General features: G+C 34.1%; 13 protein-coding genes and 1 riboswitch. Of the genes, 4 read left to right on the top strand and 9 right to left on the bottom strand.

Annotation, left to right across the window (positions count from 1 at the left end):
• The first annotated feature begins 104 nt into the window (after window positions 1–104).
• Window positions 105–1,631 (top strand): FAD-dependent oxidoreductase, encoded by a 1,527-nt coding sequence (locus RTP99_RS18455; RefSeq protein ID WP_000199952.1) that lies wholly within the window; start codon window positions 105–107, stop codon window positions 1,629–1,631.
• Between the two features lie 143 nt (window positions 1,632–1,774).
• On the top strand, window positions 1,775–3,076 hold the full coding sequence (locus tag RTP99_RS18450; protein ID WP_001183094.1) for an MFS transporter: 1,302 nt from the start codon (window positions 1,775–1,777) through the stop codon (window positions 3,074–3,076).
• Between the two features lie 13 nt (window positions 3,077–3,089).
• Here RTP99_RS18450 and RTP99_RS18445 read toward each other — a convergent pair whose 3' ends face one another.
• Window positions 3,090–3,872: a nucleotidyltransferase domain-containing protein gene (locus RTP99_RS18445; RefSeq protein WP_001208296.1), complete on the bottom strand. Its 783-nt coding sequence runs from the start codon at window positions 3,870–3,872 to the stop codon at window positions 3,090–3,092.
• Between the two features lie 121 nt (window positions 3,873–3,993).
• Window positions 3,994–5,103 carry a PRK06851 family protein gene (locus RTP99_RS18440; protein ID WP_000147493.1) on the bottom strand — a complete coding sequence of 370 codons (1,110 nt, stop codon included), beginning with the start codon at window positions 5,101–5,103 and terminating at the stop codon, window positions 3,994–3,996.
• 149 nt (window positions 5,104–5,252) lie between these two features.
• Window positions 5,253–5,365, top strand: a riboswitch (SAM riboswitch).
• Between the two features lie 86 nt (window positions 5,366–5,451).
• Here RTP99_RS18440 and RTP99_RS18435 point away from each other — a divergent pair.
• Entirely contained in the window at window positions 5,452–6,084 is a 633-nt protein-coding gene (locus tag RTP99_RS18435; RefSeq protein WP_000862967.1) for a cyclase family protein, read from the top strand.
• A 27-nt stretch (window positions 6,085–6,111) separates the two neighbouring features.
• Here RTP99_RS18435 and RTP99_RS18430 read toward each other — a convergent pair whose 3' ends face one another.
• The 6 genes from RTP99_RS18430 to RTP99_RS18405 form a co-directional block, all read right to left on the bottom strand.
• A complete protein-coding gene (locus RTP99_RS18430; protein WP_000424113.1) occupies window positions 6,112–6,492 on the bottom strand; it encodes a hypothetical protein in 381 nt (126 codons plus the stop codon).
• 427 nt (window positions 6,493–6,919) lie between these two features.
• On the bottom strand, window positions 6,920–8,185 hold the full coding sequence (locus RTP99_RS18425) for a hypothetical protein (protein WP_000434743.1): 1,266 nt from the start codon (window positions 8,183–8,185) through the stop codon (window positions 6,920–6,922).
• 237 nt (window positions 8,186–8,422) lie between these two features.
• Window positions 8,423–9,091, bottom strand: coding sequence for an LSm family protein (locus tag RTP99_RS18420; RefSeq protein WP_001004262.1), 669 nt, complete (start codon window positions 9,089–9,091; stop codon window positions 8,423–8,425).
• A gap of 159 nt (window positions 9,092–9,250) precedes the next feature.
• Entirely contained in the window at window positions 9,251–9,700 is a 450-nt protein-coding gene (locus tag RTP99_RS18415; protein WP_000446703.1) for a hypothetical protein, read from the bottom strand.
• Window positions 9,701–9,720: 20 nt separating this feature from the next.
• Window positions 9,721–10,218 carry a hypothetical protein gene (locus RTP99_RS18410; RefSeq protein WP_000051517.1) on the bottom strand — a complete coding sequence of 166 codons (498 nt, stop codon included), beginning with the start codon at window positions 10,216–10,218 and terminating at the stop codon, window positions 9,721–9,723.
• Between the two features lie 234 nt (window positions 10,219–10,452).
• Window positions 10,453–10,692 carry a helix-turn-helix domain-containing protein gene (locus RTP99_RS18405; protein ID WP_001004507.1) on the bottom strand — a complete coding sequence of 80 codons (240 nt, stop codon included), beginning with the start codon at window positions 10,690–10,692 and terminating at the stop codon, window positions 10,453–10,455.
• 181 nt (window positions 10,693–10,873) lie between these two features.
• Here RTP99_RS18405 and RTP99_RS18400 point away from each other — a divergent pair, with 181 nt between their 5' ends.
• Complete coding sequence (locus RTP99_RS18400; RefSeq protein WP_000235471.1) at window positions 10,874–11,242, top strand: hypothetical protein; 369 nt, start codon at window positions 10,874–10,876, stop codon at window positions 11,240–11,242.
• 195 nt (window positions 11,243–11,437) lie between these two features.
• Here the strand turns inward: RTP99_RS18400 and RTP99_RS18395 are convergent, their stop codons facing one another.
• Window positions 11,438–12,487 (bottom strand): NAD(P)/FAD-dependent oxidoreductase, encoded by a 1,050-nt coding sequence (locus RTP99_RS18395; RefSeq protein ID WP_001078292.1) that lies wholly within the window; start codon window positions 12,485–12,487, stop codon window positions 11,438–11,440.
• Between the last annotated feature and the right edge of the window lie 164 nt (window positions 12,488–12,651).

Genomic DNA, 12,651 nt, shown 5'->3' with positions numbered 1-12,651 from the left:
TTTCTTTTAAATAAAAATAGCCTCCCTCTCAAACAGCACACATGAATTTCATATCATATGGAAATATTAAAAGGAAAATTGTTCTAAATCAGGAGGTTTCCTTAATGACAAGCGATACATTTCCACAATTCCCATCATCTTATTGGATTGAATCTACTCAAATCCCGACTTTTCCCCCTTTATCTGAAAATATAAAGACAAAAGTTGCTGTTATCGGTGCTGGTATTACAGGTATTACTACTGCCTATTTACTTGCAAAAGAAGGCATCGATGTTGTATTACTTGATTCTGGTCTTATTTTAAACGGGACGACTGGGCATACAACAGCAAAGATAACAGCGCAACATGATCTTATTTATGATGAATTAATCAATCATTTCGGTATGGAAAAGGCCGGGCTTTACTATGAATCAAATAATCATGCTCTACAATTTATTAATGAAACTGTGCAAACATATAAAATCGACTGTAATTTCTCAAATGAAGATTCATATTTATATACAACTACCGATAAGGGATTAAGAAGTTTATCGAAAGAATATGAAGCCTATCAAAAATTAAATATACCTTGTGACTATGTTCAATCTCTATCGATTCCAATTCCAGTACAATCTGCACTTGTCATGAAAAATCAAGCCCAGTTTCATCCCCTTCTTTATTTGAAAACACTTTTAGAAAAGTTTGTGGAGATGGGCGGAAAAGTTTACGAACAAACGACTGCTATGGATGTAGAAAAAGGAGATTCTCCACAAGTCATTACAAAGGGCGGACATCGCATTACTTGTGAATATGTTGTCTCTTGTTCACACTTTCCTTTTTATGATGCGAATAGCTTTTTCTTTACGCGAATGTACGCAGAACGCTCTTATGCTCTTGCTATTAAAGCAAAAACAGATTATCCAGGTGGCATGTATTTAAGTATTGATGACCCAAAACGCTCCTTACGCTACACAACAAGCAATGGGGAAAAATTAATTTTAATTGGCGGAGAAAGTCATAAAACAGGACAAGGAATAAACACGATGCTTCATTACGAAGCACTTTATTCTTTTGCGGAAGCAACGTTTGGAATAGATGAAGTTCCTTATAGATGGTCAGCACAAGATTTAATTACGCTAGATAAGCTCCCTTATATCGGACATATTAACGAAAGTAATCCAAATATATTTGTTGCAACTGGATATCGTAAATGGGGAATGACAACTGGAACTGCTGCCGCTCATTTACTGAAGGATTCCATTCTAAAAGTAGACAGTCCATATAAAGAACTGTATGCACCATCACGCTTCCATGCAAATCCAGATATAAAAACGTTCTTCTCCCAAAACCTTGATGTTGCGAAACATTTAATTGAAGGAAAGATTGAAACTGCATTACGTAAACCAGAAGATCTCGAAGTTGGTGAAGGATCTGTCGTACATGTTAACGGGAAACGAGCAGGTGCTTATAAGGACAAAGATGGAAAATTACATATTGTCGATACAACTTGTACACATCTCGGCTGCGAAGTTGAATGGAATAATGGTGATTGTACTTGGGACTGTCCTTGCCACGGTTCACGCTTTTCAATTGAGGGAGATGTTATTGAAGGTCCGGCAGATCAACCGTTAAAACGAGTTGATAATGAGTAAACAAATAAAGAAGTTCAACAGGATTCCTGTTGAACTTCTTTATTTGTTATAAAACCTTTTCATATAAATCCCGATACAAGAAGGAAAATATTAACACCAAATAAAATAATATACTCATCTACAAATTAAAAGGGGTGATTACTATGCAACCTTCAGCTCCACCTCATCTAGAGTCTACAGAAACTATCTTTTCGAGCTCTATTACAAAACTTGTTGTTTTTATTTGTTGGCTAGCTATTCTAGCTGATGGATATGATTTAGGTATTTACGGTGCCGTTCTGCCAAAGCTCCTAGAAGACAAAAGCTGGGCACTTTCGCCGGCACATGCTGGTACAATTGCTAGCTATGCTTTATTTGGTATGTTTATTGGCGCTATTCTAGTTGGAACCATTACAGATCTAATTGGACGGAAATGGACGCTTATATGCTGTTTAGCACTTTTTTCTATCACAATGGGCCTAGCTGCACTTGCTCCTTCTCCCGAATTATTTGGTTTATCTCGGTTTATCGGAGGAATCGGATTAGGTGGTGTTATTCCAACAGCTTCAGCACTTACTGTTGAATATTCACCAAAAAAGCGACAATCTTTTATTTATGCTCTTATGTTTACTGGCTATCCTTTAGGTATCGTGTTAGGCGCTATTTTGTCTATGTTTATGTTAGAAGGTTTCGGATGGAGAACTATGTTTGGCATCGGCATGATTCCACTACTCCTTATTCCTTTCATTATTCGTTATTTACCTGAATCCATTCAATTTTTATTATCACGTAATCGCCAAAAAGAAGTTGACCAAATCCTTAATCGTTTTGAAATTGAATTCTATGTGAAAGATGAAACGCATCAACCCTCATCTAATATGCGAAAGAGAAATGGATTTCTTACTTTATTCTCAAAAGAATACAGAAAAGCAACGCTGCTCTTTTGGATCACTTATATAATGGGTATGTTTTTAATATACGGTTTAAATACTTGGTTACCTCAGATGATGCGACAGGCAGGATACCCTCTTGGATCTAGTTTATCATTCCTACTTATGCTAAATATTACTGCCGCTATCGGTGCATTATTTGCTGGAGCAATCGCCGATCGTATAGGAGCTAAAATTGTTATTAGCATCTCCTATCTTATGGCAGCTATATGTATTGGACTATTAACAATTAAACCATCTGTTACAATCATCTATCTTTTAATTGGTCTTGCTGGAATTGGATCAGTTGGCATTACTCAAATATTAAATGCATATGTAACACAATACTTCCCATCACATATCCGAGCTACTTCCTTAGGCTGGGGACTTGGACTTGGCCGAGTTGGCGCAATTACTGGTCCTATTCTTGTCGGTATTATTATGACAATGCAATATGACTTAGCATGGAATTTTTACTTATTCTCATTTGCAGGTCTTCTTGCAGCTATATCTGTTTTCTTTATTCCTACAAAATAAAAAGAGCACAAACTTACTTGTGCTCTTTTTCGTATACCGCAAACAACATATCTCGAAACAATGTATTTAAACTCTCAATATCGATCCCTGATCCCTTTTCAATTCCTTTTACGTATTGCTGATAGTAATGAATTTGTTCTTCTAAAAATTGATTCAACACCTCAATTTTCAATCCAACATCTAATTCAGTACCTGCCTTTTTCTTTATTAACAACTGTTCAATTTCATCTAATACGCTACGCTCTATTGATAATTCTGTAATTAATCGATCGAATTCTACAGGAGGCAAAGTTGTTTTCTCCTCTAGCCACTTACAAGCCAAAATAGGACGCAATACATAAAAGTACTTTTTCAATTTTACATTCTCACCTTGCAAAAATTCACGATAATTTTTTGAAGCCATATGTAAGTAATGGTATATCGTTGCTTTTGGATCAAAATTCTTTTCACTCATTTGCTGAAGCTGTTCTGGAAAATTAGAGTTTTTCGAATAAAAAATGGGTGATCGAATCCATTCGAGTAAAGCTGGGTTTGACTTTGCAAATAGTTGTAACGCTTTTTTTATATCCCATCCGCTTATATCTAAATCATCACTAATCGGATACTCAATTACATCTCGTTTATCATGAATGGATAAATACCATTCTACCGGGTGCATATAAACGAATCTAACATCATAATCACTATCTTTTGATGGAAATCCCCATACACGACTCCCTGACTCCACAGCGAATAAAATTTTCACATCATTTTCTTTCTCAATTCGTTCTAACTCCAACTTAATTTTCTCTCTCATTTCATACCCTCTCCATTTTTTGATTATTTCCTTGGAAATTCGACAAATATATTACTAAGTTTACTACATACTAAAATAGCTGTCAGAAAATTTCCGACAGCCTGTCAAAATTCGTTATTTTTTACTTGTTCTTTTCAGTTACACTAACCGCAATTCGTTCAAACTCTTTTTGAATCTCCTCTTTGTATGCATCTACTTTTGAAAAATCCATAGCAGCAATATAAATTCGTTCTAATTTATCACGAACTGATTTCGCTTTCGCTAAAAAAGACATCGCCTCATTCATTTTTGCTTTATATTGAATAGAGACGTCACGAATTTCCTCCGCATACTTCTCATCCGTCCCTGGTGTTACAATAAGGGCATACATATCTATAATTTCATCACCTTCACGGCTCGGAAAATATTCATGTGGTGCGGTGCTATCGAAAATCGCAAACCCTAATTCTCTTACGATAACCATATCAAGACTATTTGGATCAAACCCACAATGATATACTTCAACTTCAAATCCTTTTTCTTCTGCTACCTTAGCTAATTTTTTGAGCATTGTTGATTTCCCAGAACCTGGGCGTCCTTTTATAAAATAACGATGTGGTAATCCTTCTGTTAAGTTAGGAACAAAATCAACTGCTCCTTTCGGTGTAGCTGCTCCTAAAAACCGATGTTTCACAAGCGATTGTTTCCCAACTTTATCTGTAAATAATTTCTGAATGAGCTGCTCGGTTAGTTCGTTCGCTTTATTAAAATCAATATTACTAATATATATTTTCTCCCACTCATCATGTATAACTAATGCCTCGTTAAAACGAGCGTAAGCAGCTTGAAAAGCTTTGCTTGCTTCTGAAACAAATCGTTCAATTTCCACTTTCTGCTTTCTTAACTTATCTGAATCCCAAGCAATTCCTAAATTAATATACTCCTCGACAACTCCTGGCATTTTTGGCTCAATAACATGCGGTGATGTTCCATCAACAATTCCTACTTTTAACTTCGGGATAATGACACCATCAACCGATTTATTATCAGAAGAACAGTGTAAAAATTCAATATCATATCCCTTTTCAACCCATTCACGACCTATTGCCTTAATTAAAGAAGATTTTCCCGTTCCAGGTCCACCCTTTAAAATAAATAATCTGTTTAGTCCTTTTAAATTCTCTTCATATAAATTATGAAATCCTCTAGCTGTATTTCCACCAGCATAATAATTCAATACATTCCCTGTCACTGCACTCACTCCTTCGCAGCATTCTATTTACATAAGCTACAATATGCGAGCAACTTTATTTGGGTGAATACCTATTTTGTGTTGCACAGAAAAAGGAAATGAATTACAATTTTAATATCACGAAAATTCAGAACTTTAAATTGAATATACCTTTATCAAGAGAGGCAGAGGGACCGGCCCTTTGAAGCCCAGCAACCTCAGTTTATACAAACTGAATAGGTGCTAATTCCTGCAAAATGCATTGCATTTTGAAAGATAAAACGTAACTATTGTGTGCAAAACTCATCTTTCTTGATTATGAAAGGTGAGTTTTTTATATTTCAAAATATATACTTGGAGGTATTTAAAGTGAAAGTAATTGACCTATCCCAAACATTTGAAAACAATATGTCTCAATTTCCTGGAACACCAAAAATCAATTTAGAAGCCATTACAAGTGTTGAAGAGACAGGATATCAAGTTACAGATTTTCATTCTGTCGTTCATGTTGGTACACATTGTGATGCTCCTGCTCATTTCATTTCAGGCGCAACGACTATTGATCAATTGCCCCTAGATCAATTTGTAGGTGAAGCTGTTCTTATTGATGTAACTCATGTACAAAAACGAAAACTACCTAAAGAAGTATTACACAATGCTGACATAAAAGAAGGTGATATTGTCATTTTCCATTCCAACCTATCTAATAAATGGAATACAGAAGCGTATGAACAAGAAGCCTTTTATCTTTCCGAAGAATTAGCTGAAGAATTAGTTCAATTAAAAGTAAAATCTGTCGGTTTAGATTTCATTTCTCCTGACGAGGTAACGACAGAAACATCACCGATTCATCACATACTACTTGGGAATAATATTTATTTAATCGAAAACTTAACAAACTTAGATGCCATTAATGCGAAACGTTTCTTTTTCTCAGCGGCACCTTTAAAAATTAAAAATAGCGACGGTGCTTTCGCAAGAGCATTCGCTGTAATTTTTTAAACAAACTATACAAAAAAGCAAAGATCATCATTGACCTTTGCTTCTATTTCTTTTATTTAAACTAAGAAAGAATTGCTCAACGCGAGGACGTAACCAAGCTAAATAATCTTTCTCTTTCTTCTTTGTACAAGCTATTTCTTCCCCATCGACCATTCCGACAAGCTCTAGCTCTAACAGTTGCCTCGTAAATGCTAACATATTTATTTCTTCTTCCGGATACTCTTCTTTTAATTTCTCCTCAATTTCCCCTAATAAAAAACCGTCACGCATCATTGCCAATGCATCAATCCAAAGTGGCGGCATTTCATATTTTTCTCCTGTAATTGTATCTTTTACAATATAATTCTTTTGCTCTTTTCGAAATTGAATTGTGTGCAAGCATACAGTCGAATTTAATGTTAATTCCATCATACCACCTCTTTCATAATATCTGCATAGAAAAAAGGATGCGCGTGCACCCCTTCTTTTTCTAACACTACCGAACCGTTACATGAATAACAAATCTCATGTCGATATTTTCCTCCATTATAAACGAAGTATTTTATAAAAAAAACCCTTCTTGAAACATTTTATAAAATGTTTATATTTACGCAACAAGAACACTTTTCTGAAAAATATTTTCTTCTAGCGCATTATGCTATCGGTAAAAAATCTCCACTTTCATTCCTAGCTCTCCGCTACTTTGAATCGCAATACTTCCTTGCTACTCCTCATGATCAATACAAAAACTCTACATATTATCTCATTAAATTATAAGTATGAAATTACTTTCAGAGCAATCTGTAACCTTATAACGGGAAAAGGAAGGAGATTTCCCCTTCCTTTTCATCACAATTTATATCCACCTTACTCGATCATGTAGCAATCCATCCGTAAAGTCATTTCCACCAACTACAAAATCATTCATATATAAATTCAAATATTCTCCGTACTTACTTTCTGTATTTAATAATAATTCCTCTACATAATAGGCACCTTGTTTAAAGTTATCGAACAGTAAACTACACAAGCCAGCATAAATGCCACATCCTACTTGGAAGTATGTCGCATTCGTTTTATATTTATGAAAAACTTGACTGCTATTCATCACGTTATACATATAGGTCTCGCTATTTTCATAAACGAGTAATACACCGACTAGATCCTCGCCCGCAATCTCTTCTTCGGCTGGATTAAATACTTTACGATTCCAATTCCATAGATCTTCTACCTTATCTAAATTCTGTCTAATTATATTTGTTGTATACTCGTTAATTCGGTAAAGAAACCCTACTTCCATGTTAAAGTTTTTCCCTAAAATTAAAACTTCCTCATGCGGCATCAAACAACCATAAAACTCTTTCTCTCCCAACTTTACTTTATACTCTGAAGCATATACATCTTCATAAAAGTAAAGAGGACGACGATGACTCATATACATCGGATAACTCCATATCGCTTCATCTAGAAATCGCTCTACTGCCCATGAAGCATACAGTGTATGAGGCTTTATAAGTGCTGTATCATTCAAAAATGACGTATCATGTTCTACTATATAGCATGCTCTTGGCTTTTCATTCGGGCGTTCCTTCATAAGTTCAACAATCATCCATTGCACGACACCTGGATTCATACCTGAGCCTATAATTGCTTTTGTATTTGTAAATTTATCTTTTTCCTTCTCAAATCTCGTATATCTTTCCGTAAGCTGAAAGCCGATTAAACTATCGTCCTGATCTACTGCCTCGTTTTCCAAAGCTGAATTAATATAACAAATTCCAAGTTCATTACAACAGCTTAATACTCTGATCGTATCTGCCCCCGAAACATCAATAACAACGCTCGTACTACTTTCTTTTAAATGCTTTTTAAATGTCACTACATCTTGGAGGTCTATTTCGGATAAAAACAATTGATCTTTCAAATTTGGAAACAACTCGTCATAATACGTCCTATCTTTTTGTTTTATATCAACCAAATAAAATGTAACATTCTTTATGACTTCATAAATCGGGTCTTTTTCATTTACTATCGCTTGATTTAAAATCGCTAAAACTGCTTTTGCTGCTCCACCAGCACTGCCAAGTAATGTAATCGATAACGAATTTGGAAACTGCTCCACCAACAAAACCCCTTTAATATATTAGTTAAGCAGTTCTCCCTCAAAAAAATAAATTGAATACATCAAAAGATAGCTCGTACATATTTTTTATAATTTCGCACAAAATTTCCTCTTCAACAGTCATACTAACATATTTATATTCAATTCATTTTTTCCCTCATATTCAAATCGAACTAAACAAATAGGCTCGACCTTTTCTTCTACATATAAAAGAAAAAGCCAGCCCTTTCAATTAACTTACGGACAATGGACAGATTTTACATGTTGAATATTTACATACATTTTCGCATCACGCGCCTTTAATATTTCAATATGACCTTCATCAATTTTTGCCATCTTTCCGATTTTATTAGATTCCTCACCTAAATCGAACACCATGATTTTGCCAGCCATTTTAATAAGCTGTTCTTCAAAAGTTCGAGCTAACGTAATATTTAATGGATTCACGGGGAGTTCATTTTTATTGAGAGCATAAGGCACTTGATTTTCTTTATACGGAATTAACCATTTCAAATGCTTTAAAGATATATACACTGTTTTATAAACCGGGCTATAAAAAACGATATAATCGTTCATTACACTTGTAACATATCCATGTATTGGAGCATTTCCAGCTACATAAATTTCTGTGAAAATCCCTTTAGAGGTACTTAATACTTTCCTCAAAGAAATTGAAGGAGATTCTCTCTTAATGACAGAATCAACATCTGGTTTTGCTACTTCTTCATCATGTGGTCGTAAAATTTTATAATGTTGTACATGATATAAAGATATATATACGTAGTCTTGTCCATTGTAAAGAACAACGATATCATTTCCTACGTCTATTAATACACCTTTAAATCTTTTTTCACCGATTAATTTAATATATATATTTTCTCCAATATTTTTATTCAACTCATTCATCTATATCCTCCTTCCTATGAATTTCTTCTTTTCTGTCTTCGGTAAAAAAAATAATCAGGGCAAAGTTCTGTCTTAATAGTAAGTAATTCCTTTTCATACTATCGAAATAAGAAATTGTTCTTCTCTTTCCCTCATAATGCCCCTCTTATTTATTAAACATTATTCATCTTCATTCTTTTTACATTTAACTACTTGACTCACACTCTTAATATGATAATTAATGATATAAATGACCTCATCACAGTTTACTAGTGTAATACATTCCTCATGCACTTCACTTAATAAGCCTTCTACACACTCTGGGCCGCCACGATTAATCTTTACCCACTTATACTTCAAGTCACATAATACATCGACAAAAGTATCATCATCAGAGCAGAAACATGAAACATAGCAATCATCACATTTACTTTCTTTCACTTTCTTAACTAGACTCTTCACGTGTTTCAATTGGTAATATACTAATTCACCAAGAGGGAGTTGTAATGTAAGGTAATCTCTTCCTAACGATACAAGTACCCCCACTCGACTCTCTGGGCCACGAAGATTTACCTTTACAGTCTCACCAACTAAGCACTTAATTTGCTCACAGCATAATACACTCTCCAAATTCATATCCTCCTTTCTTATTATCTTCCTCTACTTGATGGTCTTTGTGCGCGCTCTCGACCTGAACAACAGCTTTCATTATTACTTTCTTCGATCTCTTCGCACGCTACTGTGACACTCTTAATATGAGGTACTGCAACTAATATAACTTCTTCTTTTACAATTAATGTCACAAACTCACAAGAAACATCTTGTAAGATACCTTCAACTTTCTCTGGGCCACCACGATTAATTTTCACCCAACGATATTTGAAGCTTTGAAGTAGCTTTTCAAAGTCACCTTCACACTCACATTCCAACCATCCACAATCATCTGCTTTACAATCTTTCACATTTTTTGTAACGCTTTTCAGATGACGAATCTGATAGTAATAGAGCTCTCCTTTTTCATTCTTTAATACAAAGTAATCCGAACATACTGCGACTATTGTTCCTTTTTGAGATTCTGGACCACCCCTGTTTACTCTCACAAAAGATCCAATTAAATCTTCCAAGAAATCACAATGAAATAAACTCACGAGAAAACCCCTTCCATTAATTTATAAGCTTTTGCACTGATAGTATATGTATCTGTACAGGTTACGTTCTCTATGTTTGTCCTAGCTAGAAAAAAATATGCTTTTAACATGGTAGACTACTACCTATCAAAATTTGAAGAAAGGCTAACAACTCCTTATGCTTTAATATCTTTAAACAAAAAATCCCTTATGAAGATACATTTCTGCATATCTTCATAAGGGATTTCCCATAGTTTAATCTTCGTCTTTAACATCCATATCTTCTGGAATGGGTTCGTTCAATATTTCTTCCACTAATTGCTTATATTTCTCCATTTGTTCTAAATGTGTATTGAATTGTTCTTTATTTAATAAATATTGCTCTCCATCAAATAGTGCACGAATTTTCTTTTGCTGAATTAACTCTTCAATATACGACTTTGGTAAATTCAAATACTCCGCAGCTTCTTCTACTGTTATATACAACTCGTTCATTCCTTTATTATTTTTTCCTATATACTGTATCTTACTTTATTTTTGTAAACAAATAAAAAAGATTTTGTAAATGCAACCTAAAAAGCAGGTAGATGCATTCCATATATTGTATAATAGTATATAGTAAGAATTTTTTAAATATAGAATGGTATTACCCATTTACACAAAGGAGAGTTAACATATGGCTACTCGTCACATCATTACAATGTTAGAAAAAACATTACAAATTGAAACAGAAAACACAATTTCTCATTTAACTGCATCTTTATCTGATCGTATTCTTTCTCAAAGTGCAGCAATACAGGAAAACAATTGTTACCATACAATTGGAGAATGGTACAAAAATCATTTCTTATTCCAACAAGATGATTTCCTTTGGGCTAAATACGTTTTCTATGACGCATATTGTGAGGAAATAAAAAAACAAGGTCATCTTACAAAACGTGTTCGCCAAATATTAGAATCATTAGCTCGAATGCATGGAAAACAGTACATTGCTTCTATATTAAATATGCCATTTCCTAACGAACGAGCTAAAGGAACAGCATAATGTAATACTGTTCTGCGTCAGCAAAACATAGATTCATTGTTTTATAGGAGGATTTACAAATAAAACGTTCATTTCACATGAACTGATGAAACCGGTGTCATTATAATGATTGAAAATATAGTAAACAGGAAAACCCCCATTTATCTCTCTCGTCATTTGAATAGAGAAGTAAATGGGGGTATACTTGTTCCTTTACTATTTCATCATCTGTTTAATCAATTCACGATTTCTCTTCTTAAATACTTCATTATGCGAAGAAACCATTCCATACTCACTTGCATCTGGCTGAATAAATTGTTTCGCTTTATTTACAGCATTTCCAGCATCTTGGAATGCTCCCGCAATTAAGTGTAATTTTCCTTCATGCTTTAAAATATCCCCAGCGGCATATAATCCGTCTACTGAAGACTCACTATTTGCATTCCCTGCAATATAAAAATTATCTATAATCGCAACGTCTAACTCACTATTTTCTAATAATGTAATGTCACGTTCATATCCATGATTAATAATAACTTCATCAATCAGTAAATGAGAAACTTCACCTGTCTCATGATTCGTTAATTCTACATATTCAATCGCTTCATGACTATCACCAGCAATTAATTTTGTAATCGATGTATGAAAGAAACACTCAGCTGAGCTGTTCAGCAGTTGCTTCACTTGTGCTTCATGACCAGATAATTCTTCTTTTCTATATGTTACGTATACTTTTTTCGCGATTGGTTCTAATTCATTTGCCCAATCAACGGCAGAATTTCCTCCGCCGGAAATAATGATCGTTTTATCTTTGAAACGCTTTAAAGATTTCACTGTATAATTTAAATTCGATACTTCAAATCGCTCAGCACCTTCAATTGATAACTTTTGTGGTTTCAATATACCACTTCCAGTTGCCACAATAACTGTTTTTGAAAAGTGTTCTTTTCCATCGTTTGCTTTTAACGTAAAAGTGCCATCTTTATTACGAATAATCGATTCTACTTTTGTATTTAATACAACTTCCGGCTGAAATGTTAACCCTTGTTGTACAAGTTGCTCAATTAATTTATCACCTGTAACTGGTAATAGTCCACCTACATCCCAAATCATCTTCTCTGGATAAACATGTATTTTTCCACCTAGCTGTGGTTGAAATTCTATTATTTTCGTTTTCATTTCTCTGAGTCCACTATAAAAAGCTGAATAAAGCCCTGCAGGTCCTCCACCTATCACAGTTACATCAAACAATTCTTCTCGATTCATTCGTGCTCACTCCTCAGCTACTAATCATTGATTATCATTCTCAATAAAATATAACCTGTTTCCGCAAAATTTACAATTAAAATTACTATTGACAATAAAACTAGATAAAATTATATTATTTAATGAATCAATAGTGATAATCATTATCAATTTGTTAATAATTA

Source organism: Bacillus sp. (in: firmicutes), from assembly GCF_031983925.1.
In the GTDB taxonomy this organism is placed as follows: Bacteria; Bacillota; Bacilli; order Bacillales; family Bacillaceae_G; genus Bacillus_A; species Bacillus_A pacificus.
The sequence above is the reverse complement of the archived record's forward strand: the minus strand, read 5'-3'. Positions and strand labels throughout refer to the sequence as shown.

What these genes read in the sequence shown, in the direction of transcription:
- RTP99_RS18430 (WP_000424113.1), bottom strand. Translation starts at nt 6,492, where the DNA reads ATGGAATTAACATTAAATTCGACTGTATGCTTGCACACAATTCAATTT.
- RTP99_RS18450 (WP_001183094.1), top strand. Translation starts at nt 1,775, where the DNA reads ATGCAACCTTCAGCTCCACCTCATCTAGAGTCTACAGAAACTATCTTT.
- RTP99_RS18400 (WP_000235471.1), top strand. Translation starts at nt 10,874, where the DNA reads ATGGCTACTCGTCACATCATTACAATGTTAGAAAAAACATTACAAATT.
- RTP99_RS18405 (WP_001004507.1), bottom strand. Translation starts at nt 10,692, where the DNA reads ATGAACGAGTTGTATATAACAGTAGAAGAAGCTGCGGAGTATTTGAAT.
- RTP99_RS18395 (WP_001078292.1), bottom strand. Translation starts at nt 12,487, where the DNA reads ATGAATCGAGAAGAATTGTTTGATGTAACTGTGATAGGTGGAGGACCT.
- RTP99_RS18445 (WP_001208296.1), bottom strand. Translation starts at nt 3,872, where the DNA reads ATGAGAGAGAAAATTAAGTTGGAGTTAGAACGAATTGAGAAAGAAAAT.
- RTP99_RS18420 (WP_001004262.1), bottom strand. Translation starts at nt 9,091, where the DNA reads ATGAATGAGTTGAATAAAAATATTGGAGAAAATATATATATTAAATTA.
- RTP99_RS18455 (WP_000199952.1), top strand. Translation starts at nt 105, where the DNA reads ATGACAAGCGATACATTTCCACAATTCCCATCATCTTATTGGATTGAA.